The following is a 25318-nucleotide window of genomic DNA, read 5'->3' as shown; positions in this document are numbered from 1 at the left end:
GCTGGTCACAGCGGTGGGCCCGGCGCCCTCAGGTGGCGCAACACTGTCGCAACACCACCGTGTGGACCCCGTCGGTATGGTCCAGCGCATGCCAGCCGAACGCACCCGTGAGCACACCGTGCCCGTCGCCGCCGCCCGTCGGCGCCGGCTGCGCGCGGACCATGCGCGGCTGCTCGCCGACCTGCTGCGCCACCAGGTGCGGACCGGCGGCTTCCCGGGCGGGGTGCTGCCCTTCGAGGACGCGATCGGCAGCGACTACCGCGTCTCGCGCAACACCGTCCGCCAGGCCCTGGACCTGCTGCGCGCCGAGGGCCTCGTGGAACGGCAGCCGGGCGTCGGCACCGTCGTCGTCAGCGAGAGGTACCCGCACCGCCTCGACCGGCTCCAGGGCCTGGCCGAGACCCTCCGCGAGCACGGCCGGGTCACCAACGAGGTCCGTACCGTCGGCCCGGTGCCCGCGCCGGGCCCCGTCGCACGGCGGCTGCGGATCGCGGTCCACACCGACGTGCTCTACATCGAGCGGCGGAGGCTGCTGAACGGGCTGCCGCTCTCCCTCGACCTCACCTACGTGCCCATGGACATCGGGGCCGGTCTCCTCGGCTGCGACCTGGAGAACACCGACGTCTTCCGGCTGCTGGAGAGCCTCACCGGGCAGCCGCTCGGCACCGCCGAGATCACCATGGAGGCCGTCAACGCCGACGCGCACTCCGCCGCCGTCCTGGAGACCCCGCAGGGCTCCGCCGTCCTGATGCTGGAACGGCTCACCCACCTCCGTGACGGCCGCCCCGTGGACCTGGAGTTCATCCGCTTCCGCGGCGACCGCATCAGCATGAGCGGACTGCTGCACCGGTCCGACTGAGCCCCCTCCCTTCTGTCCTTCCTTTCCCCTTTCCCGGACGTATCCCCTCTTTCCTGGAGACCGCCATGCCTCTGGCGCCCCAGCGGGCCGACGTGCCCGTGACCATCGACGAGTCCAAGTGCATCGACGGCTGCACCCTCTGCGTCGACATGTGTCCGCTCGACTCCCTGGCCATCCACCCGGACAGCGGCAAGGCGTTCATGCACGTCGACGAGTGCTGGTACTGCGGCCCGTGCGCGGCCAGGTGTCCCACCGACGCGGTCACGGTCAACATGCCCTACCTCCTCCGGTGAAAGGCCCCTCCTCCCATGCGACGCACGGCAATCCGTACGGCCGGCGCCCTGCTGGCCCCCGCGCTGCTCGTCCCGCTCACGGCGGGCTGCGGAGGCGAGGCGAGCGCGGGTGACGACGGCACGGTCACGGTGACCGTCGGCTATCAGTCCAGGACCATCAACACCGTCACGGCGGGCACGCTGCTGCGCTCGCTGGGCTACTTCGAGGACGAGCTGCGGGCCCGCGGCGAGCGGGACGGCGTCACGTACGAGGTGAAGTGGCAGGACTACGCGACCGGCGCCCCGATCACCGCCCAGATGACGGCGGGAAAGATCGACATCGGCTCGATGGGCGACTTCCCCCTGCTGATCAACGCCGCCCGTGGCACACAGCTGGGCCGCCCGACCAAGCTGGTCTCGGTCACCGGCTACAACCTGCGCGGCGGCCTCAACACCGTGGTGACCGCGGCTGATTCGAAGCTCCGCTCCCTGAAGGACCTGCGCGGCAGGAAGGTCTCCACGAGCGTCGGTTCGGCCGCGGACGGGACGCTCGTCCGCGCGCTCCAGCAGGCCGGGCTCGACCCGGAGAAGGACATCCGCAAGCTCAACCAGCAGCCCGCGGTGGGCGCGTCGGCCCTCCAGGCCGGCAGCGCGGACGCCCTGTCCCAGTTCGTGGCCTGGCCCGGACTGCTGGCGTTCCAGGGCCGGGCGAAGGCGCTCTACGACGGGGCGGAGCTGAATCTTCCGACGTTCCACGGGGTCACCGTCGTCGAGGACTTCGCCAAGAAGCGGCCCGCCGTGCTGGAGGACTTCCTCCGGGCGCAGGGCCGGGCGACGGAGTACCTGCACGCGCACCCGGTGGCGGCCTCCGAGTCGGTGGCGAAGGCGACGGGCCTGCCGGCCGAGGTCGTCCACCTCTACAACGGCGCCCAGGGCATCGCGACGTTCGACACGACGGTGAAGCCCGCACTGGTGGCCGCGCTCGAGAAGGACGTCCCCGTGCTGCGTTCGGCGAAGCTCGTCGGGGACGTGGACGTCGACTCCTTCGTCGACGAGCAGTACGTGAAGCGTGTGTACGGCTCCGCCTACGCGAAGGCCCGGGCCGCCGGACCGCCGGCCGCACGCGGCGGCGAGGTCTGGCTGAAGGGCGAGGACACCACGTCGGCGTTCGCCACTCCCACCGAGGTCCTGCGGTACGCCGCCGGGCACGAGGGAAGGGTCCGCGCCGCGTACGTCCCCGACGCGGGCACCGGGACCCTGTGGTTCGCGGACCGTGCGGTCTGGGTGGAGGACGCCGGGGAGCTGAGGCCGTACGTCACGGAGTCGGCCGCCCGCGCGGACGTCGCGGCGCACCCCGGCTCCCGGACCGTCCCGTACGCCACCGCGCTCGGTCTGGCCCGCGCCTCATGAGGGGGCGACGGTGGTCGCTCGTGCGGCGGGCGCTGTCGCTGGTGGCCGCCCTGGGCATCTGGCAGGCGCTGACCTCCTACGACGTCACTCTGTGGCTGCGCTTCGAGCAGTTCCCCACGGTGACCGACGTGGCCCGTGCGTTCGGTGACCGGCTGGGCGGTGACGCGTACTGGCAGGACCTCACCGACAGTCTGACCCGGATCGTCACCGGCTTCGCCCTGGCCGCCGTCCTCGGCATCACGGCCGGCACGGCGATCGCCCGCTCGCGGCTGGTCTCGGACCTGCTGGGCCCCGTCCTGGAGGTGGTGCGCCCCGTCCCGGCGATCGCCCTGGTGCCCGTGGCGATCCTGCTCTTCCCCAGCAACGAGCAGGGCATCGTCTTCATCACCTGCACCGCGGCGTTCTTCCCCGTCATGGTCTCCACCCGGCACGCGGTGCGTGCGCTCACCCCGGTGTGGGAGGAGGCCGTCCTGACGATGGGCGGCGGCCGGTGGCGGATCCTCGGCTCGGTCGTCCTGCCCGGCGCGCTCCCCGGCATCCTCGGCGGGCTCTCCGTCGGCATCGGGGTGTCGTGGATCTGCGTGATCTCCGCCGAGATGATCTCCGGGGAGTACGGGGTCGGCTACCGCACCTGGCAGGACTACACGGTCGTCGACTACCCGGGGGTCTTCGTCGGCATGGTCACGATCGGCCTGCTGGGGTGGATCACCTCGACCGCGGTGGAGCTGCTGGGCCGCCGGCTCACCCGGTGGCTGCCGCGCACGGAGGGCAGCCGCCCTCCGCCCCCCGTACGGCACCGGACGCGGCCGGAACCCCCGGTGGCGGCACCGGTACCCCTGGCGAAGGAGCGGGTGCACCCATGACCACGACCACTCCCCCGGGAGTCCGGCTGACGCTGCGCGGCGCCGTGCTCGGCCGGGCCGGGGCCCCGGTGCTGGACGGCGTCGACCTCGACGTCGTGCCCGGCGAGATCCTGGCCGTCGTCGGGCCGTCCGGCTGCGGCAAGTCCACGCTCCTGCGCACCCTGGCGGGGCTGCTGCCCGCCCTCGGCGGCGAGGTCGCCCAGGACGGCGAGGCGATCACCGCGCCCCGGGCCGAGCGCGCCCTCGTCTTCCAGGACGACGCGCTGCTGCCGTGGCGCACGGTGCGGGCCAACGTCGAACTCCCGCTGGCCATCAGGGGCGTCCCGCGCGGCGCCCGCAGGGCACGCGCCGAGTCCTGGCTGGCCCGGGTAGGCCTGGACGGCCACGGCACGAAGCTCCCCCACCGGATCTCGGGCGGCCAGCGCCAGCGCGTCCAGCTGGCCCGCGCGCTGGCGGCCGAGCCGCGCGCGGTCCTGATGGACGAACCGTTCGGCGCGCTGGACGCCCAGACCAGGGCCGGGATGCAGCAGTTGCTCGTCGACGTCCTGCGGGGCACGGGCGCCACGGTCGTCTTCGTCACGCACGACGTGGACGAGGCCCTGTTCCTGGGCGACCGGGTGGCGCTGCTGCCCACCGGACGCGTCCTGGACGTGCCCCGCCCGCGGGAACGCGCCGCGCACACCGATCCGGCGACCGTCGCGCTGCGCCGCGAGGTCCTCGAATCGCTCACTTCCGCCCATGGAAAGGCCTGACCGTGCAGATCCCCGCCCTCGCCGACGCCGAGGAACTCTCCTGCGACGTACTGGTCGTGGGGGGCGGCACGGCCGGCACGATGGCCGCGCTCACCGCCGCCGAGCACGGCTCCTCCGTCCTGCTGCTGGAGAAGGCGCACGTCCGCCACTCGGGCGCCCTCGCCATGGGCATGGACGGGGTGAACAACGCGGTGATCCCGGGCCGGGCCGAACCCGACGACTACGTCGCCGAGATCACCCGGGCCAACGACGGCATCGTCGACCAGTCCACCGTCCGGCAGACGGCGGTGCGGGGGTACGGGATGGTGCGGCGGCTGGAGTCGTACGGGGTGAAGTTCGAGAAGGACGAGCACGGGGAGTACGCCGTGCGCCAGGTGCACCGCTCCGGCTCGTACGTGCTGCCGATGCCCGAGGGCAAGGACGTCAAGAAGGTCCTCTACCGGCAGCTGCGGCGCCGGGAGATGCGGGAGAGGATCCGCATCGAGAACCGGGTGATGCCGGTCCGGATCCTCACGGGCGACGACGGCCGGGCGATCGGCGCGGCGGCCTTCAACACCCGTACCGGCGCGTTCGTCACCGTGCGCGCCGGGGCCGTCGTCCTGGCCACCGGCCCCTGCGGGCGGCTCGGTCTGCCCGCCTCGGGGTACCTCTACGGGACGTACGAGAACCCCACCAACGCGGGCGACGGCTATGCCATGGCCTACCACGCGGGCGCCGAACTGACCGGCATCGAGTGCTTCCAGATCAATCCGCTGATCAAGGACTACAACGGGCCGGCCTGCGCCTACGTCGCCAATCCCTTCGGCGGCTACCAGGTGAACCGGCACGGCGAGCGGTTCGTCGACTCCGACTACTGGTCGGGGCAGATGATGTCCGAGTTCGCGGCGGAGGTCGCTTCGGACCGCGGGCCGGTGTACCTGAAGCTGAGCCACCTGCCCGAGGAGTCCGTCAGCGCGCTGGAGGGCATCCTGCACTCCACGGAGCGGCCGACCCGGGGCACGTTCCACGCGAACCGGGGCCACGACTACCGCACCCACGACATCGAGATGCACATCTCCGAGATCGGTCTGTGCGGCGGCCACTCGGCCTCCGGGGTCCGCGTCGACGACCACGCCCGCACGACGGTGCCCCGCCTCTACGCGGCCGGGGACCTGGCCTGCGTCCCGCACAACTACATGATCGGCGCGTTCGTCTACGGCGACCTCGCGGGCGCCGACGCCTCGCGGTACACGGCGTACGAGGGCGAGCTGCCCGCGGAGCAGCTGCGGGAGGCCCACGAGCTGGTCTACCGGCCTCTGCGGAATCCGGAGGGGCCCCCGCAGACCCAGGTCGAGTACAAGCTGCGCCGCTTCGTGAACGACTACGTGGCCCCGCCGAAGTCGGGGGCCCGGCTCTCGCTCGCGCTGGAGCACTTCGAGCGGATGCGCACGGACATCGCGGAGATGGGGGCGACCACCGCGCACGAGCTGATGCGGTGCGCGGAGGTGAGCTTCATCCGGGACTGCGCGGAGATGGCGGCGCGCTCCTCGCTGGCCCGGACGGAGTCCCGCTGGGGCCTGTACCACGAGCGTACGGACCATCCGGAGCGCGACGACACCGAGTGGTTCCACCACCTCGACCTGCGCAGGTCGGCGTCGGGTGCGATGGAGTTCACGGCCAGGCCGGTGGCGCCGTACCTGGTGCCGGTGGACGGGTTCGACCCTGTCGGCGGGGCCTCCAGGGAGCTCGGCGAGGTCGAGGCGGAGCAGGTGGCGACGGCCGGGGCGAAGGAGTCCGCCCCGTCCGGTTCCCCGGTGACCGTCCGCGCCGGGGCCGCCGCCGCCCCGTCGGCCGGGCCCTCCCCCCGCATCCTCGGACTCCTCGCGCTGGCGGAGGACCAGCCGGAGCTGTCGGATCTCGCCCCGTATCTGGGCGACTCCGACCCGGCGGTCCGGCGGGCCGCGGTGGCCGCGCTGACCGAGTCGACGCCCCGGGGCGCGGGACCGGCGCTGGCGGCGAGGCTCGCGGACCCGGTGCCGTCCGTGCGGGCGGCGGCGGCGGCCTCCCTGCGGGAGCTGGTCGAGGTGCTGCCGGCCGAACCGGCCCTGCGCGAACCGCTGGTGGAGGCGCTGGGCTCGGAGGACCCGGTCGTACGGGCCACGGCGCTGGACACCCTTCGGGCACTGCGGCTGGGGGACGCGGAGCTGTTCGCGGGCACGCTCGGCGACGCCGACATCGACGTACGCGTCCACACGGTGAGCGCCCTGGTCTCGGTGGACGCCACGGACCTGCTGGCCGGGGCCGTGACGGACCCGTCCCGCGAGGTCCGGGTGGCCGTCGCGAAGGGGCTGGCGGCCACCCGCTCCCCCGGCCCGGAACCGCTGGCTCCGCTGCTGTCCGACCCGGACCTGCTGGTGCGGGCGGCCGCCCTGGGGGCGCTGGCGGCGACGGGGTGCCCGGAGCCCTTCGCCACCAGGGCGGTCACAGCCCTCGCCGATCCGGCCTGGCAGGTCAGGGCGGGGGCGGCGACGGCGCTCTCCTCGGCCGAACCGGTCCACGCACTCGCCCCGCTGACCGGGGCACTGGCCGACCCGAACGCCGACGTCCGGAAGGCGGCGGTGCTGGCGCTGCTGAACCACACGTCCCACGACGCGGCCCGGGAGGCTCTGGCCGGGGTGCTCACGGACCCGGACGCGGACGTGCGCGCGTATGCGGCCAGAGGGGCGTTGGTCAACGACGCGTAAGTCGCTCACACGTGTGGGCGGCCCTGGTCTGTTCTCGCCGGATACGCTGAACGGACCCGCGAGACTTCGTCCCATGGGAGCACTGATGAGCGTCGGACCCGAGGCACCTGAGCCGAGGTGGGCGGTTCCGCCCGTGGGCGGCTGGACCGCCGATGACCTGGACACACTCCCGAATCTGCCTCCGCACACGGAGCTGATCGACGGGAGCCTGGTTTTCGTGAGTCCGCAGACCGTTTTCCACGAGCGCGCGATCGACTACCTGAAGTGGCAGTTGCAGTCACTCGCACCGCTCGACCTCGAGGTCTTTCGCGAATTCACCATCGACGTCGACTTCCAGAACCGGCCGGAACCCGATGTCGTCGTCGTGCGCGCCGACGCGGTCGAGAGCCTGCGGCAGACACGGTTCCCCGCGAGCAGTGTGCTGCTCGCGATCGAGGTGGTGTCCGACGAGTCCGTCACCCGTGACCGGGAGACCAAGCCCGTGAAGTACGCGCGGGCGAGGATCCCGCACTACTGGCGGGTGGAGAACCAGGACGGCGCGGCGGTGGTCTACGTCTTCGAGCTGGAGCCCGCGACCGGCGCCTACACGTCCACGGGGATCTTCCACGACCGGATGAAGGTCTCGACGCCCTTCACCGTGGACCTGGATCTGACCGCGATCGTCTCGCGCCGCCGGGCGGCGAAGCCGGAGTAGACCCGGCCCCGGCTCACTCGAACTCCGGCGGCTCCTCGTCCCAGCCGAACTCCGGGTCCGCGTCCTGGACGGCGGGCCGGGCAGTCGGCACGGAGGTCCCGGCCGCCGGTGCGGGGGGCGCTTCCGGAGCGGCGGCGGGGGCCGTGTCTCCCAGCCCCGCCAGCACCTCCAGCACTCCCTCACCGTACGTCGCGAGCTTCTTCTCGCCGAGGCCGCTGACCCCGCCGAGCTCCGCGAGGGAGCCCGGACGCAGGGCCGCGATCTCCCGCAGCGTCGCGTCGTGGAAGATCACGTACGCCGGGAGGCCCAGCTCCTTCGCCGTCGCCCCGCGCCAGGCGCGCAGCGCCTCGAAGACCGGGACGGCCTCGGCGGGGAGGTCGGCCACGGCCGCCGCGGACTTGGCCTTGCGCTCGCCCGAGCCGCCGGACCGCGTCGTGGGCTTCTTCGGCTCCTTGCGGAGCAGGACCTCGCGCTCCCGCCCGAGCACGGAGCCGCTCTCCTCCGTCAGCACCAGCGTGCCGTACTCGCCCTCGACGGCCAGCAGGCCCTGGGCCAGCAGCTGGCGCACGACGCCCCGCCACTCCGCCTCGGCCAGCTCCTCGCCGATGCCGAAGACCGAGAGCTGGTCGTGGTCGAACTGGATGGTCTTCGCGGTCTTGCGGCCCAGCAGGATGTCGATGATCTGGCCGGCCCCGAACTTCTGGTTCCGCTCCCGCTTCAGCCGGACCACGGTCGACAGCAGCTTCTGGGCGACCACCGTGCCGTCCCAGGTCTCGGGCGGGGTGAGGCAGGTGTCGCAGTTGCCGCAGGCCTGCTCGCCGGGCTCCTGGCCGAAGTACGTCAGGAGCTGGGCGCGGCGGCACTGGACGGTCTCGCAGAGCGCCAGCATCGAGTCGAGGTGCGAGGCCGCACGGCGCCGGAACGCCTCGTCGCCCTCGCCGCCCTGGATCAGCTTGCGCTGCTGCACGACGTCCTGGAGGCCGTACGCCATCCAGGCCGTGGACGGTGCTCCGTCACGCCCCGCGCGGCCCGTCTCCTGGTAGTAGCCCTCGACGGACTTGGGCAGGTCGAGGTGGGCGACGAAGCGCACGTCGGGCTTGTCGATGCCCATGCCGAACGCGATGGTCGCGACGACGACCAGGCCCTCCTCGCGCAGGAAGCGCGACTGGTGGGCGGCGCGCGTCCCCGCGTCCAGCCCCGCGTGGTAGGGCACGGCCTCGATGCCGTTGCGGCTGAGGTACTCGGCGGTCTTCTCCGTCGAATTGCGCGAGAGGCAGTAGACGATGCCGGCGTCCCCCGCGTGCTCCTCCTTGAGGAAGGTGAGCAGCTGCTTCTTCGGGTCGGACTTCCCCACGATGCGGTACTGGATGTTGGGCCGGTCGAAGCTGGCCACGAAGTGCCTGGCGTCGGGCATGCCCAGGCGCTGGGTGATCTCCTGGTGCGTGGCATCGGTCGCCGTGGCCGTCAGCGCGATGCGGGGCACGCCGGGCCAGCGCTCCCCCAGCACGGACAGCGCCAGGTAGTCCGGGCGGAAGTCGTGGCCCCACTGGGCGACGCAGTGCGCCTCGTCGATGGCGAAGACGGAGATCTCACCGCGGGCCAGGAGGGCGAGCGTCGAGTCGAGGCGCAGCCGCTCGGGGGCCAGGTACAGCACGTCGAGCTCACCGGCGACGAACTGGGCCTCCATCGAGCGGCGCTCGTCGAAGTCCTGCGTGGAGTTCATGAAGCCCGCGCGGACGCCGAGCGCCCGCAGGGCGTCGACCTGGTCCTGCATGAGCGCGATCAGCGGGGAGATCACGATGCCGGTCCCCCGCCTGACCAGGGCGGGGATCTGGTAGCAGAGGGACTTGCCACCGCCGGTGGGCATGAGCACGACCGCGTCGCCGCCCTCGACGACATGCTCGATCACGGCGCCCTGCTCGCCGCGGAACGCCTCGTACCCGAACACCCGGTGCAGCGTCTGCTGCGCAGCGCTCTCGGTCGTCACACTCATGGTCGCGCCCGTCCGTCCGTCTTCACCCGTCCACAGCAACCATAGGCGCCGCCTACGACAACGCCGGACGGGCTTGACTTTCCAGGCCCGTCCGGCGTCGTCGTGGTACTGCGGTGCGTCACCGCACGAAGACTCCCGCCTGGCTCGCCAGGTCGAGGAAGTACTGCGGGGCCAGGCCCAGCACCAGGGTCACGGCGACCCCGACCGCGATGGTGGTCATCGTCAGCGGGGACGGGACGGCGACCGTCGGGCCGTCCGCCTTCGGCTCGCTGAAGAACATCAGGACGATGACCCGGATGTAGAAGAAGGCGGCGATGGCCGACGAGATCACACCCACCACGACGAGACCGCTCGCACCACCGTCCGCCGCCGCCTTGAAGACGGCGAACTTGCCGGAGAAGCCGGAGGTGAGCGGGATGCCGGCGAAGGAGAGCAGGAACACGGCGAAGACCGCCGCGGTCAGCGGTGAGCGCCGTCCGAGACCGGCCCACTTCGACAGGTGGGTCGCCTCGCCGCCCGCGTCGCGCACCAGGGTGACGACGGCGAAGGCGCCGACGGTCACGAAGGAGTACACCCCGAGGTAGAAGAGGACCGAGGAGACACCCTCCGGGCTGGCCGCGATGACACCGGCGAGGATGAAGCCCGCGTGGGCGATCGAGGAGTAGGCCAGGAGCCGCTTGATGTCGGTCTGGGTGATCGCGACGATCGCCCCGCCCAGCATCGTGACGATCGCGACGCCCCACATGACGGGGCGCAGGTCCCAGGTGAGGCCGGGCAGCACCACGTACAGCAGGCGCAGCAGGGCGCCGAACGCGGCGACCTTCGTGGCCGCGGCCATGAAGCCGGTGACCGGGGTCGGGGCGCCCTGGTAGACGTCCGGGGTCCACATGTGGAACGGGACGGCGCCGACCTTGAAGAGCAGGCCCATGAGGATCATCGCGCCGCCGATGAGCAGCAGCGCGTCGTTGCCCATGGTGTCGGCGAGCGCTGGGTCGATCTGCTGGACGCTGCCGTCGACGACGTTCGCGATGCCGGCGTACGAGACGGTGCCCGCGTATCCGTAGAGCAGGGCGATCCCGAAGAGCAGGAAGGCCGAGGAGAAGGCGCCGAGCAGGAAGTACTTCACGGCGGCCTCCTGCGACATCAGCCGCTTGCGGCGGGCGACGGCGCAGAGGAGGTAGAGCGGGAGGGAGAAGACCTCCAGGGCGACGAAGAGCGTCAGGAGGTCGTTGGCCGCGGGGAAGACCAGCATGCCCGCCACGGAGAAGAGGGCCAGCGGGAAGACCTCGGTCGTGGTGAACCCGGCCTTGACCGCGGCCTTCTCGCCCTCGCTGCCGGGCACCGAACCGGCCTGGGCGGCGAAGGAGTCCACACGGTTGCCGTGTGCGGCCGGGTCGAGGCGCCGCTCGGCGAACGTGAAGACGGAGACCATCGAGACGAGCAGGATGGTGCCCTGCAGGAACAGGGCGGGTCCGTCGACGGCGACCGCGCCCATCGCGGCGATGTGCGCGTTCTTCGTGGCGTACCCGTCGGCGGCGAGCCCCACCACCGCGGCGAACGCGGCGGCGATGGCGACGACCGTCAGGAACACCTGGACGGTGTAGCGGGCCCGTCGCGGGACGAAGGCCTCCACCAGGATCCCGAGGACGGCGGCCCCGATCACGATGAGGACGGGCGCCAGTTGGGCGTACTCGATGGTCGGAGCGGTGAACTTGTCGCCCGGGGCGGCCGTCGTCACCCCGCCCGCCGTCGTCCACAGGCTGTGGACAGCTGTTGCGCTCACTTGGCGGCCTCCACCTCGGGCTGGGGGTCCTTCTTCTGTACGTCGTGCATGGTGTGCTGCACCGCCGGGTCGACGACCTCCGTGAGCGGCTTCGGGAAGACGCCGAGGAAGATCAGCAGGGCGATCAGCGGAAGGGCCACCGCCAGCTCGCGGACCTTGAGGTCGGGCATGCCCCCGATCCCCTCCCTGACCGGCCCCGTCATCGTCCGCTGGTAGAGGACGAGGACGTACAGCGCGGCGAGCACGATGCCGACGGTGGCGATGATGCCCGCCGCCGGGTACGCGCTGAACGTGCCGACCAGGACCAGGAACTCACTGACGAACGGGGCGAGACCGGGCAGCGAGAGGGTGGCCAGACCGCCGATGAGGAAGGTCCCCGCCAGGACGGGCGCCACCTTCTGCACCCCGCCGTAGTCCGCGATGAGCCGCGAGCCCCGCCGGGTGATCAGGAAGCCGGCGACCAGCATCAGCGCGGCCGTCGAGATGCCGTGGTTGACCATGTAGAGCGTGGCGCCCGACTGGCCCTGACTGGTCATGGCGAAGATCCCGAGCACGATGAAACCGAAGTGCGAGATCGACGCGTAGGCGATGAGCCGCTTGATGTCGCGCTGGCCCACGGCGAGCAGCGCGCCGTAGACGATGGAGATCAGGGCCAGGACGAGGATCACCGGCGTCGCCCACTTGCTGGCCTCCGGGAACAGCTGGAGGCAGAAGCGCAGCATCGCGAAGGTGCCGACCTTGTCGACGACCGCCGTGATGAGGACGGCCACCGGAGTGGTCGCCTCACCCATCGCGTTGGGCAGCCACGTGTGCAGCGGCCAGAGCGGGGCCTTCACCGCGAAGGCGAAGAAGAACCCGAGGAACAGCCACCGCTCGGTGGAGGTCGCCATGTCCAGCGAGCCGTTGGCCCGGGCCTCGGCGATCTCGGAGAGCGAGAAGCTCCCCGCGACGACGTAGAGCCCGATGACGGCGGCCAGCATGATGAGCCCGCCGGCCAGGTTGTAGAGGAGGAACTTCACGGCGGCGTAGCTGCGCTGCGCCGCGGCGTTCTCGTCGCTGCCCGAGTGGGCCCGGTCCCCGAACCCGCCGATGAGGAAGTACATCGGGATGAGCATGGCTTCGAAGAGGATGTAGAAGAGGAAGACGTCGGTGGCCACGAAGGACAGGATCACCATCGCCTCGACCATGAGGATCAGGGCGAAGAAGCCCTGGGTCGGGCGCCACCGGCTGGAGTTGGTCTCCAGGGGGTCGGCGTCGTGCCAGCCCGCCAGGATCACGAAGGGGATCAGCAGCGCGGTGAGCGCGAGGAGCGCCACCCCGATGCCGTCGACGCCCAGTTCGTAGCGGACGCCGAAGTCCTTGATCCAGGCGTGCGATTCGGTGAGCTGGTAGCGGTCGCCGCCCGGTTCGAAGCGGGCGAAGACGACACCGGCCAGGACGAGTGTGGCCAGCGAGACGACCAGGGCGAGCCACTTGGCCGCGGTGCGCCGGGCGGCCGGCACGGCGGCGGTGGCGATCGCGCCGATCGCCGGGAGGGCCGCCGTCGCTGTCAGGAGGGGAAAGGACATGGGATCAGACCGCCCTCATCAGCAGGGTCGCGGCGATGAGGACCGCCGCACCGCCGAACATCGAGACCGCGTAGGAGCGGGCGTAGCCGTTCTGCAGCTTGCGCAGCCGGCCGGAGAGCCCGCCCATCGAGGCGGCCGTGCCGTTGACGACGCCGTCGACCAGGGTGTGGTCGACGTAGACCAGGGAGCGGGTGAGGTGCTCGCCGCCGCGGACCAGGACCACGTGGTTGAAGTCGTCCTGGAGGAGGTCCCGGCGGGCCGCCCTGGTGAGCAGCGAGCCGCGCGGGGCGACGGCCGGGACGGGCCTGCGCCCGTACATGGCCCAGGCGACGGCGACACCGATGACGAGCACCACCATGGTGGCGGCGGTGACGGTGGTCGCGCTGACCGGGGCGTGTCCGTGGTCGTGCCCGGTGACGGGCTCCAGCCAGTGCAGGAAGCGGTCGCCGATGGAGAAGAAGCCTCCGGCGAAGACCGACCCGAAGGCCAGCACGATCATCGGGATCGTCATGGACTTCGGTGACTCGTGCGGGTGGGGCTCGTGGCCCTCCGCGTCCGGCTGCCAGCGCTTCTCGCCGAAGAACGTCAGCAGCATCACGCGCGTCATGTAGAACGCGGTGATCGCGGCGCCCAGCAGGGTGACGGAGCCGAGGATCCAGCCCTCGGTGCCGCCCTTGGCGAAGGCCGCCTCGATGATCATGTCCTTGGAGAAGAAGCCGGACAGGCCGGGGAAGCCGATGATCGCGAGGTAGCCGAGGCCGAAGGTGACGAAGGTGACCGGCATGTACGTCCGCAGGCCGCCGTACTTCCGCATGTCGACCTCGTCGTTCATGCCGTGCATGACCGAGCCGGCGCCGAGGAAGAGACCGGCCTTGAAGAAGCCGTGCGTCACGAGGTGCATGATCGCGAAGACGTAGCCGATCGGGCCGAGGCCCGCGGCGAGGATCATGTAGCCGATCTGCGACATCGTCGACCCGGCGAGGGCCTTCTTGATGTCGTCCTTGGCGCAACCGACGACCGCACCGAAGATCAGCGTGACCGCGCCGACGACCACGACGACCAGCTGGGCGTCGGGGGCCCCGTTGAAGATCGCTCCGGAGCGGACGATCAGGTAGACGCCCGCGGTCACCATGGTGGCGGCGTGGATGAGGGCCGAGACCGGGGTCGGGCCCTCCATCGCGTCACCGAGCCAGGACTGCAGCGGCACCTGGGCCGACTTTCCGCAGGCCGCGAGGAGCAGCATCAGGCCGATCGCGGTGAGCTTGCCCTCGCTCGTGTCCCCGGTCGCCTCCAGCACCGGCCCGAAGGCGAAGGTGCCGAAGGTGGTGAACATCAGCATGATCGCGATCGACAGGCCCATGTCGCCGACCCGGTTGACCAGGAAGGCCTTCTTGGCGGCGGTGGCCGCGCTGGGCTTGTGCTGCCAGAAGCCGATGAGCAGGTACGACGCCAGACCGACGCCCTCCCACCCGACGTACAGCAGCAGGTAGTTGTCGGCGATGACCAGGATCAGCATCGCCGCGAGGAAGAGGTTCAGGTAGCCGAAGAAGCGGCGTCGCCGCTCGTCGTGCTCCATGTAGCCGATGGAGTAGATGTGGATCAGCGTGCCCACACCGGTGATCAGCAGGACGAACGTCATCGACAGCTGGTCGAGCTGGAAGGCCACGTCGGCCTGGAACCCCTCGACGGGGATCCAGCTGTACAGGTGCTGGTGCAGGGCGCGGTCCTCGGCGCCCCTGCCCAGCATGTCGGTGAACAGCACGGCGCCGATGACGAACGACGCGGCGGCGAGCACCGTGCCGATCCAGTGTCCGGCCCGGTCGAGCCGGCGGCCTCCGCAGAGCAGGACCGCCGCTCCGAGCAGGGGCGCCGCGACGAGCAGCGCAATCAGGTTTTCCACGATTCCGACCCCTTACAGCTTCATCAGGCTGGCGTCGTCGACCGAGGCCGAGTGGCGGGAGCGGAACAGCGACACGATGATCGCGAGCCCGATGACGACCTCCGCGGCGGCGACGACCATCGTGAAGAAGGCGATGATCTGGCCGTCGAGGTTGCCGTGCATCCGGGAGAACGCGACGAGCGTGAGGTTGCAGGCGTTGAGCATCAGCTCGATGCACATGAACACCACGATCGCGTTCCGCCTGATCAGGACGCCGGAGGCGCCGATCGTGAACAAAAGGGCCGCGAGGTAGAGGTAGTTGACCGGATTCACTTGGCGACCTCCTCCTCTTCTTCCGCGTGGTCACGGGCCGGCCCGCGGTCACGTCCGAGCCGCTCCCCCGAGCGCTGTTCCAGCGCCTTGAGGTCGGCGAGCGCTTCGCTGGACACGTCGCGGATCTGGCCGCGTTGCCGCAGCGTCTGCATGACGGTGAGCTCGGACGGGGTGCCGTCCGGCAGCAGTCCCGCGATGTCCACGGCGTTGTGCCGGGCGTAGACACCGGGGGCGGGCAGGGGCGGGAGGTGGCTGCTGCGCACCCGCTCGTGGGAGAGCTCCCGCTGCGTCTTCGCGCGCTCGGTGCGCTCGCGGTGGGTGAGCAGCATCGCCCCGACGGTCGCCGTGATCAGCAGGGCGCCGGTGATCTCGAACGCGAAGACGTACTTGGTGAAGATGAGGTTGGCGAGGCCCTCGACGTTGCCGCCGTGCCGGGCGTTCGCCGTCCCCAGGCCGTTGAAGGTGGACAGGGACGCCTGCCCGATGCCGGCGATCAGCAGGATGCCGAAGCCGAGCCCGCAGGCGGCGGCCAGCCACCGCTGTCCCTTGAGGGTCTCCTTCAGCGAGTCCGCCGCCGTGACACCGACGAGCATGACCACGAAGAGGAACAGCATCATGATCGCGCCGGTGTAGACGACGACCTGGACGATGCCCAGGAAGTAGGCACCGTTGGCGAGGTAGAAGACCGCCAGCACGATCATGGTGCCGGCGAGCGACAGCGCGCTGTGCACCGCCTTCTTCATGAGGACGGTCGCGAGCGCGCCGATGACGGCGACGGTGCCGAGGATCCAGAACTGGACGGCCTCGCCGGTCGAGGTGGCGGTGGCAGCGGCCAGGGCGGCGGTCATGCGTCCACCTCCTTGTCCGCTTCTCCCTTGGAGACGGCGACCTGGCGCTCCGTACCGGAAGCCGCCTCGGTCACCAGACCGCGGTAGTAGTCCTGTTCGTCCATGCCGGGGAAGATCGCGTGGGGGCTGTCGACCATGCCTTCCTCCAGCCCCGCGAGCAGCTCGTCCTTGGTGTAGATGAGGCTCTCGCGGGTGGTGTTGGCGAGCTCGAACTCGTTCGTCATGGTCAGTGCCCGGGTGGGGCACGCCTCGATGCAGAGCCCGCACAGGATGCAGCGCGCGTAGTTGATCTGGTAGACGCGGCCGTAGCGCTCCCCCGGGGAGTAGCGCTCCTCGTCGGTGTTGTCCGCGCCCTCCACGTAGATCGCGTCCGCCGGACACGCCCAGGCGCAGAGCTCGCAGCCGACGCACTTCTCCAGCCCGTCCGGGTGGCGGTTGAGCTGGTGCCGCCCGTGGAAGCGCGGCGCCGTCACCTTCTGCGTCTCCGGGTACTGCTCCGTCAGCCGCTTCTTGAACATGGCCTTGAAGGTCACGCCGAAGCCGGCCACAGGATTCTGGAACTTCTCCCCTGAGGGGTCCGATGACTCAGACACCGTCGGCCTCCCTTCCGTCACTCGCACTTCCGTCACTCGCCAGGTCGTCGCTCCGGGTGTCCGGCCCGCCGCTGACGACGAGCTCCCGCTCCCGTCGGGGCGTACGGCGCGGCACCGGCGGCAGGGACTGGCCCGGCAGCGGGGGCACCGGATATCCGCCCGCCATCGGGTCGAACGCCGGCTCGGGTCCGGCCGCCTCCTCGGCGGCCTTGGTCCTCCGGTCGCGGAAGATGTCGGCGACGAAGGAGATCAGCAGGACCCCGATCACGGCTCCGGCGACGTAGAGCAGGATCTTGGAGTAGTCGTAGCCCTCGTTGTTCATCGCCCTGACGGTGGCGACCAGCATCAGCCAGACGACGGAGACCGGGATCAGGACCTTCCAGCCGAGCTTCATCAGCTGGTCGTAGCGGACGCGGGGAAGGGTGCCGCGCAGCCAGATGAAGAAGAAGAGGAGCAGCTGCACCTTGATGACGAACCAGAGCATCGGCCACCAGCCGTGGTTCGCTCCCTCCCAGAAGGTGCTGACCGGGTACGGAGCCCGCCAGCCGCCCAGGAACAGGGTCACGGAGACCGCGGAGACGGTGACCATGTTGACGTACTCGGCGAGCATGAACATCGCGAACTTGATCGAGGAGTACTCGGTGTTGAAGCCGCCGACCAGGTCGCCCTCGGACTCGGGCATGTCGAACGGGGCGCGGTTGGTCTCGCCGACCATCGTGATGATGTAGATGATGAAGGAGACCGGCAGCAGGAGGACGAACCAGCGGTCCTCCTGTGCCGCCACGATCTCCGAGGTCGACATCGACCCCGAGTAGAGGAACACCGAGGCGAACGCGGCGCCCATCGCGATCTCGTAGCTGATCATCTGGGCGCAGGAGCGCAGACCGCCGAGCAGCGGATACGTCGATCCGGAGGACCAGCCGGCCAGCACGATGCCGTAGATGCCGACGGAGGCGACCGCGAGGATGTACAGCATCGCGATCGGCAGGTCGGTCAGCTGCATCGTCGTGCGGTGGCCGAAGATCGAGACCTCGTTGCCGGACGGGCCGAACGGGATCACCGCGATCGCCATGAACGCGGGTGCGGCGGCCACGATCGGGGCCAGGATGTAGACGACCTTGTCGGCGCGCTTGACGACGACGTCTTCCTTGAGCATCAGCTTGATGCCGTCGGCGAGCGACTGGAGCATGCCCCAGGGGCCGTGCCGGTTGGGCCCGATGCGCAGCTGCATCCAGGCGACGACCTTGCGCTCCCACACGATGGAGAAGAGCACGGTCACCATCAGGAACGCGAAGCAGAACACCGCCTTGACGACGACGAGCCACCAGGGGTCCGTGCCGAACATCGAGAGGTCCTCGGCCGCGAGGACGGTCCCCCGCGGTGCCGCGGCGAGTTGGGCGAGGCCGGTCACTCTCCTACCTCCGTTGTCACGACGTGGGAACCCGGGGCGGCCGGACCGATCCGGACCAGTCCGCCCGGCTGGGCGCCGGTGTCGGCGGGGACGCCCCGGCCGACGGAGTCCAGCGGCACCCACACGACCCGGTCCGGCATCTCGGTGACGGCCAGCGGGAGTTCGGTGGTGCCGGCGGGGCCGGTGACGGCCAGCAGGTCGCCGTCCTTCACCCCGGACTCGGCCGCGGTGGCCGGCGAGAGCCGGGCGACGGCCGCGTGCCGCGTTCCGGCCAGCGCCTCGTCGCCCTCCTGGAGCCTGCCCCGGTCGAGCAGCATCCGGTGGCCCGCGAGGACCGCCTCGCCGTCGCCGGGCCGGGGAACCGGGCGGGACGTGGCCCGCGGGTCCTCGGCGTGGCCGCCCTGCCAGCCGCCGAGGCGGTCGAGCTCACGGCGGGCCGCCCGCAGGTCGGGCAGCGCGAGGTGGACGTCGAGCGCGTCGGCCAGCATGTGCAGCACGCGCGCGTCGGTCGGGCAGAGCGTCCGCGGCAGCTGCTCGGGCTTCAGCGCGGCCTCGAACATCCGCGCCCTGCCTTCCCAGTTGAGGAAGGTCCCGGGCTTCTCCGCGACCGCCGCGACGGGAAGGATCACGTCGGCGCGCTCGGTGACCGCGCCGGGCCGGATCTCCAGCGAGACCAGGAACCCGACCTCGTCCAGCGCGCGCAGCGCCCCCGCCGGATCGGGCAGGTCCTCGGGGTCGACCCCGGCGACCAGCAGCGCGCCGAGCTCACCGGTGGCCGCGGCCTCCACGATCTGGCCGGTGTCGCGGCCGAACCGGGAGGGGAGTTCGGCGACGCCCCAGACGGAGGCCACCTCCTCCCTGGCCCGCGGGTCCGTCGCGGGGCGGCCGCCGGGCAGCAGCGACGGGAGCGCGCCCGCCTCCAGCGCGCCGCGTTCGCCGGCCCGGCGGGGGATCCACACCAGTGCGGCGCCGGTCGCGGCGGCGGTGCGCAGGGCGGCGGTGAGCCCGCCGGGCACCCCGGCGAGCCGTTCGCCCACCACGATCACGGCGCCCTCGGCGCGCAGCGCCTCGGCCGCCGCGGCGCCCTCGGCCTCCAGGCCGACGCCGCCCGCGAGGGCGTCCAGCCATTCGGTCTCGGTGCCGGGTGCGGCGGGGAGGAGCGTCCCGCCCGTCTTCACCAGGCCCCGGCTCGCGTGCGAGGCGAGCGCGAACGTCCGCTGCCCGTGCTTGCGGTGGGCCTTGCGGAGCCGGAGGAAGACGCCGGGCGCCTCCTCCTCGGACTCGAAGCCGGCCAGCAGGACGGCCGGGGCCTTCTCCAGCGCGGTGTACGTGACGCCGCTGCCGTCCAGGTCGCGTCCGCGCCCCGCCACCCGCGCGGCGAGGAAGTCGGCCTCCTCACCGCTGTGGACACGGGCCCGGAAGTCGATGTCGTTGGTGTCGAGGGCGATCCGCGCGAACTTGCTGTACGCGTAGGCGTCCTCGACGGTCAGCCGGCCCCCGGTGAGGACCCCGGTCCTGCCGCGCGCCGCCGAGAGACCGGCCGCCGCGGCCTCCAGCGCCTCGGGCCAGCTCGCGGGCTCCAGCACACCGTCCGCGTTGCGCACGAGCGGCCTGGTGAGCCGGTCGCGCTGCTGGGCGTAGCGGAAGCCGAAGCGGCCCTTGTCGCAGAGCCACTCCTCGTTGACCTCGGGGTCGTCGGCGGCGAGCCGCCGCATGACCTTGCCGCGCCGGTGGTCGGTCCGGGTCGCGCAGCCGCCGGCGCAGTGCTCGCACACGGAGGGCGTCGACACCAGGTCGAAGGGGCGCGAGCGGAAGCGGTACGCCGCCGAGGTCAGCGCCCCGACGGGGCAGATCTGGATGGTGTTGCCCGAGAAGTACGACTCGAAGGGGTCGCCCTGGCCGGTACCGACCTGCTGGAGCGCGCCGCGCTCCAGGAGCTCGATCATCGGGTCGCCCGCCACCTGGTTGGAGAAGCGGGTGCACCGCGCGCAGAGCACGCACCGCTCGCGGTCCAGCAGCACCTGGGTGGAGATGGGGACGGGCTTCTCGAACGTGCGCTTCTTCCCGTCGAAGCGGGAGTCGGCGCCGCCGTGCGACATCGCCTGGTTCTGCAGGGGGCACTCGCCGCCCTTGTCGCAGACCGGGCAGTCCAGCGGGTGGTTGATGAGCAGGAGCTCCATCACCCCCTTCTGGGCCTTCTCCGCGACGGGCGAGCTGATCTGGGACTTCACGACCATGCCGTCGGTGCAGGTGATCGTGCAGGAGGCCATCGGCTTGCGCTGGCCCTCGACCTCGACGATGCACTGCCGGCAGGCGCCGACCGGGTCGAGGAGCGGGTGGTCGCAGAAGCGCGGGATCTCGATGCCCAGGAGCTCGGCGGCGCGGATGACGAGGGTGCCCTTGGGCACGCTGATCTCGATGCCGTCGATCGTGAGCGTGACGAGGTCCTCGGGCGGAACCGCCGCCTCGCCGCCCCCGGAGGGCGCACTCGTGGTGACTGTCATGCGTTCACCCCCCGGTGAGCGTTCTTGTCGTCCTTGTCGTCGGCCCAGAGGGTCGACCGGGCCGGGTCGAAGGGGCAGCCCTTGCCGGTGATGTGCTGCTCGTACTCCTCGCGGAAGTACTTCAGCGAGGAGAAGATCGGTGCGGCGGCGCCGTCGCCGAGGGCGCAGAACGACTTGCCGTTGATGGTGTCGGCGATGTCGTTCAGCTTGTCGAGGTCGGCCATCTGTCCCTTGCCGGCCTCGATGTCGCGGAGCAGCTGGACGAGCCAGTAGGTGCCCTCACGGCACGGCGTGCACTTGCCGCAGGACTCGTGGGCGTAGAACTCGGTCCAGCGGGTGACGGCGCGGACCACGCAGGTGGTCTCGTCGAAGCACTGCAGCGCCTTGGTGCCGAGCATGGACCCGGCGGCGCCGACTCCCTCGTAGTCCAGGGGGACGTCGAGGTGTTCCTCGGTGAACATGGGGGTGGAGGAGCCGCCGGGTGTCCAGAACTTCAGGCGGTGCCCTTCCCGGATGCCGCCGCTCATGTCGAGCAGCTGGCGCAGGGTGATGCCGAGCGGCGCCTCGTACTGGCCGGGACTGGTGACGTGCCCGCTGAGCGAGTAGAGCGTGAAGCCCGGGGACTTCTCGCTGCCCATCGACTTGAACCAGTCCTTGCCCCTGTGCAGGATCGCGGGAACCGAGGCGATGGACTCGACGTTGTTCACGACGGTGGGACAGGCGTACAGACCGGCGACCGCGGGGAAGGGGGGACGCAGCCGGGGCTGGCCGCGCCGTCCTTCGAGCGAGTCGAGCAGCGCGGTTTCCTCTCCGCAGATGTACGCACCGGCACCCGCGTGCACCGTGAGTTCCAGGTCGAGCCCCGAACCCAGGATGTTCGCCCCCAGATAACCCGCCTCGTACGCCTCGCGCACGGCCTCGTGCAGCCGGCGCAGCACCGGGACTACCTCACCGCGCAGATAGATGAAGGCGTGCGAGGAGCGGATCGCGTAACAGGCGATCACGATGCCCTCGATGAGGCTGTGCGGGTTCGCGAAGAGGAGCGGGATGTCCTTGCAGGTCCCGGGCTCCGACTCGTCGGCATTGACGACGAGGTAGTGCGGCTTGCCGTCACCCTGCGGGATGAACTGCCACTTCATGCCGGTGGGGAAGCCCGCGCCCCCACGTCCGCGCAGACCGGAGTCCTTGACGTACGCGATGAGGTCGTCGGGCGCCATGGCCAGGGCCTTGCGCAGTCCCTCGTAGCCGTCGTGGCGGCGGTAGGTGTCCAGCGTCCAGGACTCGGGTTCGTCCCAGAAGGAGGAGAGGACCGGGGAGAGGAGCTTCTCCGGGCTGGTCCCGTTCTTGTCGATCTCGGCTGCCAAGGTCATCACTCCCCCTCCTCGGCGGTGGGCCCGGCCGGGTGCTCCGGGTCGGAGGCCGACGTCTGCTGCGGCGCGTCGTGCGAGCTGAGGTGCTCGGTCGGCGACGGGTCGTGGGGCTGGGCGTCCTGGGGTGCGGCGTCCTGCGGTGTCCCGCCCCGCTGCCCGACCACGCGCGCATGCGGCGCGGCCTCGCCCCTGGCGAGCTTCAGCCCGATCAGGGAGGCGGCGCCGGCTCCGCCGCTCGCCTCGACGGCGCCGGGGCGCCCGTCGGGGAAGCCGGCCAGGATCCGGGACGTCTCCTTGTAGGTGCAGAGCGGCGCGCCCCGGGTGGGCTCCACGGTGCGGCCGGCGAGCAGGTCGTCGACGAGCCGTGTCGCGCTCTCGGGCGTCTGGTTGTCGAAGAACTCCCAGTTCACCATCACGACGGGTGCGAAGTCGCAGGCCGCGTTGCACTCGATGTGTTCGAGGGTGACCTTGCCGTCCTCGGTCGTCTCGTGGTTGCCGACGCCCAGGTGCTCCTTGAGCTGGTCGAAGATGGCGTCGCCGCCCATGACCGCGCACAGGGTGTTGGTGCAGACGCCGACCTGGTACTCACCGCTCTGCCGGCGCCGGTACATCGAGTAGAAGGTGGAGACCGCGGTGACCTCGGCGGTGGTGAGGCCGAGCTGGTCCGCGCAGAACGCGACGCCCGTGCGGGAGACGAACCCCTCCTCGGACTGCACCAGGTGCAGCAGCGGCAGCAGCGCGGAGCGGCTGCCGGGATAGCGGGCGATCACCTCCTTCGCGTCCGCTTCGAGCCGGTTCAGCACGTCGGCCGGGTAGGGCGGGGCGGGGAGCTGCGGCATCCCCAGGCTGACTTCTTGGTTGGACGCGGTCACCGGTCGACGCCTCCCATCACGGGGTCGATGGACGCGACGGCGACGATGACGTCGGCGACCTGGCCGCCCTCGCACATCGCCGCCATGGCTTGCAGGTTGGTGAAGGACGGGTCGCGGAAATGGACCCGGTAGGGGCGCGTGCCGCCGTCCGAGACCACGTGCACGCCGAGTTCGCCCTTGGGCGACTCGATGGCGGTGTACGCCTGCCCGGCCGGGACCCGGAAGCCCTCGGTCACCAGCTTGAAGTGGTGGATCAGGGCCTCCATGGAGGTGCCCATGATCTTCTTGATGTGGTCGAGCGAGTTGCCGAGTCCGTCGGGTCCCAGCGCGAGCTGCGCGGGCCAGGCGATCTTCTTGTCGGCGACCATGACCGGGCCCGGCTCCAGCCGGTCCAGGCACTGCTCGACGATCCTGAGCGACTGGCGCATCTCCTCGAGACGGATGAGGAAGCGGCCGTAGGCGTCGCAGGTGTCCGTGGTGGGCACGTCGAACTCGTAGGTCTCGTAGCCGCAGTACGGATCGGTCTTGCGCAGGTCGTGCGGGAGCCCGGCGGACCTGAGGAGCGGGCCGGTGGCGCCGAGCGCCACGCAGCCGGTCAGGTCGAGGTAGCCGACGTCCTGCATGCGTGCCTTGAAGATGGGGTTGCCGGTCGCGAGCTTGTCGTACTCCGGCAGGTTCTTCTTCATGGTCCTGATGAACTCGCGCAGCCGGTCGACCGCGCCCATGGGCAGGTCCTGGGCGAGGCCGCCGGGACGGATGAACGCGTGGTTCATCCGGAGGCCGGTGATGAGCTCGAAGATGTCGAGGACCAGTTCACGGTCGCGGAAACCGTAGATCATGATCGTCGTGGCGCCGAGCTCCATGCCGCCGGTGGCGATGCACACCAGGTGCGAGGAGATCCGGTTGAGCTCCATGAGGAGCACGCGCAGGACGGTGGCCCGGTCGGGGATCTGGTCCTCGATGCCGAGGAGCTTCTCGACCCCGAGGCAGTAGGCCGCCTCGTTGAAGAACGGGGTCAGGTAGTCCATGCGGGTCACGAAGGTGGTGCCCTGGGTCCAGTTCCGGAATTCGAGGTTCTTCTCGATGCCGGTGTGGAGGTAGCCGATGCCGCAGCGGGCCTCGGTGACGGTCTCGCCGTCGATCTCCAGGATCAGCCTCAGCACGCCGTGCGTGGACGGGTGCTGGGGACCCATGTTGACGATGATGCGCTCGTCGTCCGACTTCGCGGCGGACTCGACGACCTCGTCCCAGTCGCCGCCGGTGACTGTATATACAGTCCCCTCGGTCGTGGCCCTGGGCGTTGCGTGGGGAGTAGTCATCAGCTGTACGACCTCCGCTGGTCCGGAGCCGGGATCTGGGCGCCCTTGTACTCGACGGCGATGCCGCCGAGCGGGTAGTCCTTGCGCTGCGGGAAGCCCTGCCAGTCGTCCGGCATCATGATCCGGGTCAGGGCGGGGTGCCCGTCGAAGATCAGGCCGAAGAAGTCGTAGGTCTCGCGCTCGTGCCAGTCGTTGGCCGGGTAGACCCCGACGAGCGACGGGACGTGCGGGTCGCTGTCGGGGGCGGACACCTCCAGGCGGATCAGCCGCCCGTGGGTGAGCGAGCGCAGGTGGTAGACCGCGTGCAGCTCGCGCCCCTTGTCCCGCAGGTAGTGGACACCGTTGACGCCCGTGCAGAGCTCGAAGCGCAGGGCCGGGTCGTCCCGCAGGGTGCGGGCGACCTGGACCAGGTGCTCGCGGGCGATGAAGAAGGTGAGTTCGCCCCGGTCGACGACCGTCTTCTCGATGACGTCGCCGGGGAGCAGGTCCTGTTCCTCCAGGGCCCCTTCCAGCTCGTCCGCCACCTCGTCGAACCAGCCGCCGTACGGCCGGGAGGTGGCTCCCGGAAGGGTCACCGTGCGGACCAGCCCGCCGTAGCCGGAGGTGTCCCCGCCGTTGTTGGCGCCGAACATCCCCTTGCGTACGCCGACGACCTCACCGGAGTCGTCGCGGGGGGTGGGTACCGCCGTGCCGTTCTGTTCCTCGCTCACCGCAGCAGCCCCTTCATCTCGATCAGGGGGAGCGCCTTGAGGGCCGCCTCCTCCGCCTCGCGGGCGGCCTCCTCCGCGTTGACCCCGAGCTTGGTGCCCTGGATCTTCTGGTGGAGCTTGAGGATGGCGTCGATCAGCATCTCGGGACGCGGCGGGCATCCCGGCAGATAGATGTCGACCGGGACAATATGATCAACACCCTGAACAATCGCGTAATTATTGAACATTCCACCCGATGACGCGCACACCCCCATGGAGATGACCCACTTGGGGCTCGGCATCTGGTCGTAGACCTGCCGGAGGACGGGTGCCATCTTCTGGCTGACCCGCCCCGCGACGATCATCAGGTCCGCCTGCCGCGGCGAACCGCGGAAGACCTCCATCCCGAACCGGGCCAGGTCGTACCGCCCGGCGCCGGTCGTCATCATCTCGATGGCGCAGCAGGCGAGGCCGAAGGTGGCGGGGAAGACGGAGGACTTCCGTACCCAGCCGGCGGCCTGCTCGACAGTGGTCAGCACGAAGCCGCTCGGCAGCTTCTCTTCGAGTCCCATGGTGTGCCCCT

General features: G+C 70.9%; 21 protein-coding genes. 7 read left to right on the top strand and 14 right to left on the bottom strand.

The genetic code is table 11. From position 1 onward, the window contains the following. Positions 1-88: 88 nt before the first annotated feature. The 7 genes from OG488_RS22140 (at position 89) to OG488_RS22110 (ending at position 7573) form a co-directional block, all read left to right on the top strand. Positions 89-859, top strand: a complete 771-nt coding sequence (locus OG488_RS22140; protein ID WP_329231725.1) for a GntR family transcriptional regulator — start codon at positions 89-91, stop codon at positions 857-859. A 65-nt stretch (positions 860-924) separates the two neighbouring features. Further along, the gene (locus OG488_RS22135) at positions 925-1152 is read left to right on the top strand and encodes a 4Fe-4S dicluster domain-containing protein (RefSeq protein WP_099173911.1); all 228 of its coding nucleotides are present in this window, start codon (positions 925-927) and stop codon (positions 1150-1152) included. Positions 1153-1167: 15 nt separating this feature from the next. Next, positions 1168-2541, top strand: coding sequence for an ABC transporter substrate-binding protein (locus tag OG488_RS22130; RefSeq protein ID WP_329231722.1), 1374 nt, complete (start codon positions 1168-1170; stop codon positions 2539-2541). After that, positions 2538-3404, top strand: a complete 867-nt coding sequence (locus OG488_RS22125; RefSeq protein ID WP_329231720.1) for an ABC transporter permease — start codon at positions 2538-2540, stop codon at positions 3402-3404. Before OG488_RS22130 ends, OG488_RS22125 begins: the two co-directional genes overlap by 4 nt. Then, the gene (locus OG488_RS22120) at positions 3401-4156 is read left to right on the top strand and encodes an ABC transporter ATP-binding protein (protein WP_329231719.1); all 756 of its coding nucleotides are present in this window, start codon (positions 3401-3403) and stop codon (positions 4154-4156) included. Before OG488_RS22125 ends, OG488_RS22120 begins: the two co-directional genes overlap by 4 nt. A gap of 2 nt (positions 4157-4158) precedes the next feature. Next, entirely contained in the window at positions 4159-6879 is a 2721-nt protein-coding gene (locus tag OG488_RS22115; RefSeq protein ID WP_329231717.1) for a fumarate reductase/succinate dehydrogenase flavoprotein subunit, read from the top strand. Between the two features lie 85 nt (positions 6880-6964). Further along, entirely contained in the window at positions 6965-7573 is a 609-nt protein-coding gene (locus OG488_RS22110; protein WP_329231715.1) for a Uma2 family endonuclease, read from the top strand. Between the two features lie 13 nt (positions 7574-7586). Here OG488_RS22110 and recQ read toward each other — a convergent pair whose 3' ends face one another. From recQ to OG488_RS22040, 14 genes are all read right to left on the bottom strand, one after another. Then, complete coding sequence (recQ, locus tag OG488_RS22105) at positions 7587-9566, bottom strand: DNA helicase RecQ (protein ID WP_329231713.1); 1980 nt, start codon at positions 9564-9566, stop codon at positions 7587-7589. A 118-nt stretch (positions 9567-9684) separates the two neighbouring features. Continuing rightward, entirely contained in the window at positions 9685-11349 is a 1665-nt protein-coding gene (gene nuoN / locus OG488_RS22100; protein ID WP_329231712.1) for an NADH-quinone oxidoreductase subunit NuoN, read from the bottom strand. Continuing rightward, positions 11346-12917, bottom strand: coding sequence for an NADH-quinone oxidoreductase subunit M (locus OG488_RS22095; RefSeq protein ID WP_329231710.1), 1572 nt, complete (start codon positions 12915-12917; stop codon positions 11346-11348). The genes nuoN and OG488_RS22095 overlap by 4 nt, the downstream gene beginning before the upstream one ends. A gap of 4 nt (positions 12918-12921) precedes the next feature. Further along, entirely contained in the window at positions 12922-14817 is a 1896-nt protein-coding gene (nuoL, locus tag OG488_RS22090; RefSeq protein ID WP_329231708.1) for an NADH-quinone oxidoreductase subunit L, read from the bottom strand. Between the two features lie 12 nt (positions 14818-14829). Further along, a complete protein-coding gene (gene nuoK / locus OG488_RS22085) occupies positions 14830-15129 on the bottom strand; it encodes an NADH-quinone oxidoreductase subunit NuoK (protein WP_099173920.1) in 300 nt (99 codons plus the stop codon). Continuing rightward, the gene (locus tag OG488_RS22080; RefSeq protein WP_329231706.1) at positions 15126-15977 is read right to left on the bottom strand and encodes an NADH-quinone oxidoreductase subunit J; all 852 of its coding nucleotides are present in this window, start codon (positions 15975-15977) and stop codon (positions 15126-15128) included. The genes nuoK and OG488_RS22080 overlap by 4 nt, the downstream gene beginning before the upstream one ends. Beyond that, on the bottom strand, positions 15974-16570 hold the full coding sequence (nuoI, locus tag OG488_RS22075; protein WP_329231704.1) for an NADH-quinone oxidoreductase subunit NuoI: 597 nt from the start codon (positions 16568-16570) through the stop codon (positions 15974-15976). The genes OG488_RS22080 and nuoI overlap by 4 nt, the downstream gene beginning before the upstream one ends. Beyond that, complete coding sequence (gene nuoH / locus OG488_RS22070; RefSeq protein WP_329231702.1) at positions 16563-17981, bottom strand: NADH-quinone oxidoreductase subunit NuoH; 1419 nt, start codon at positions 17979-17981, stop codon at positions 16563-16565. Before nuoH ends, nuoI begins: the two co-directional genes overlap by 8 nt. After that, a complete protein-coding gene (locus OG488_RS22065) occupies positions 17978-20485 on the bottom strand; it encodes an NADH-quinone oxidoreductase subunit G (protein WP_329231701.1) in 2508 nt (835 codons plus the stop codon). The genes nuoH and OG488_RS22065 overlap by 4 nt, the downstream gene beginning before the upstream one ends. Next, a complete protein-coding gene (nuoF, locus tag OG488_RS22060; RefSeq protein WP_329231699.1) occupies positions 20482-21855 on the bottom strand; it encodes an NADH-quinone oxidoreductase subunit NuoF in 1374 nt (457 codons plus the stop codon). Before nuoF ends, OG488_RS22065 begins: the two co-directional genes overlap by 4 nt. Beyond that, positions 21855-22694: an NADH-quinone oxidoreductase subunit NuoE gene (gene nuoE / locus OG488_RS22055; RefSeq protein ID WP_329238914.1), complete on the bottom strand. Its 840-nt coding sequence runs from the start codon at positions 22692-22694 to the stop codon at positions 21855-21857. The genes nuoF and nuoE overlap by 1 nt, the downstream gene beginning before the upstream one ends. A gap of 29 nt (positions 22695-22723) precedes the next feature. Continuing rightward, on the bottom strand, positions 22724-24046 hold the full coding sequence (locus OG488_RS22050; RefSeq protein WP_329231697.1) for an NADH-quinone oxidoreductase subunit D: 1323 nt from the start codon (positions 24044-24046) through the stop codon (positions 22724-22726). Further along, positions 24046-24756, bottom strand: coding sequence for an NADH-quinone oxidoreductase subunit C (locus OG488_RS22045; protein ID WP_329231695.1), 711 nt, complete (start codon positions 24754-24756; stop codon positions 24046-24048). Before OG488_RS22045 ends, OG488_RS22050 begins: the two co-directional genes overlap by 1 nt. Further along, a complete protein-coding gene (locus tag OG488_RS22040; RefSeq protein ID WP_145804190.1) occupies positions 24753-25307 on the bottom strand; it encodes a NuoB/complex I 20 kDa subunit family protein in 555 nt (184 codons plus the stop codon). Before OG488_RS22040 ends, OG488_RS22045 begins: the two co-directional genes overlap by 4 nt. Positions 25308-25318 lie beyond the last annotated feature (11 nt).

It is taken from the genome of Streptomyces sp. NBC_01460 (assembly GCF_036227405.1).
In the GTDB taxonomy this organism is placed as follows: Bacteria; Actinomycetota; Actinomycetes; order Streptomycetales; family Streptomycetaceae; genus Streptomyces.
Note: the sequence above shows the minus strand (reverse complement) of the source record. Positions and strands in the feature narration are given on the sequence as shown.

Excerpts from the sequence above, each read along its gene's own strand:
- OG488_RS22140 (WP_329231725.1), top strand. The coding sequence starts at position 89 with ATGCCAGCCGAACGCACCCGTGAGCACACCGTGCCCGTCGCCGCCGCC.
- OG488_RS22135 (WP_099173911.1), top strand. The coding sequence starts at position 925 with ATGCCTCTGGCGCCCCAGCGGGCCGACGTGCCCGTGACCATCGACGAG.
- OG488_RS22130 (WP_329231722.1), top strand. The coding sequence starts at position 1,168 with ATGCGACGCACGGCAATCCGTACGGCCGGCGCCCTGCTGGCCCCCGCG.
- OG488_RS22125 (WP_329231720.1), top strand. The coding sequence starts at position 2,538 with ATGAGGGGGCGACGGTGGTCGCTCGTGCGGCGGGCGCTGTCGCTGGTG.
- OG488_RS22120 (WP_329231719.1), top strand. The coding sequence starts at position 3,401 with ATGACCACGACCACTCCCCCGGGAGTCCGGCTGACGCTGCGCGGCGCC.
- OG488_RS22110 (WP_329231715.1), top strand. The coding sequence starts at position 6,965 with ATGAGCGTCGGACCCGAGGCACCTGAGCCGAGGTGGGCGGTTCCGCCC.
- recQ (WP_329231713.1), bottom strand. The coding sequence starts at position 9,566 with ATGAGTGTGACGACCGAGAGCGCTGCGCAGCAGACGCTGCACCGGGTG.
- OG488_RS22095 (WP_329231710.1), bottom strand. The coding sequence starts at position 12,917 with ATGTCCTTTCCCCTCCTGACAGCGACGGCGGCCCTCCCGGCGATCGGC.
- OG488_RS22080 (WP_329231706.1), bottom strand. The coding sequence starts at position 15,977 with ATGACCGCCGCCCTGGCCGCTGCCACCGCCACCTCGACCGGCGAGGCC.
- OG488_RS22065 (WP_329231701.1), bottom strand. The coding sequence starts at position 20,485 with ATGACAGTCACCACGAGTGCGCCCTCCGGGGGCGGCGAGGCGGCGGTT.
- nuoF (WP_329231699.1), bottom strand. The coding sequence starts at position 21,855 with ATGACCTTGGCAGCCGAGATCGACAAGAACGGGACCAGCCCGGAGAAG.
- nuoE (WP_329238914.1), bottom strand. The coding sequence starts at position 22,694 with ATGCCGCAGCTCCCCGCCCCGCCCTACCCGGCCGACGTGCTGAACCGG.
- OG488_RS22050 (WP_329231697.1), bottom strand. The coding sequence starts at position 24,046 with ATGACTACTCCCCACGCAACGCCCAGGGCCACGACCGAGGGGACTGTA.
- OG488_RS22040 (WP_145804190.1), bottom strand. The coding sequence starts at position 25,307 with ATGGGACTCGAAGAGAAGCTGCCGAGCGGCTTCGTGCTGACCACTGTC.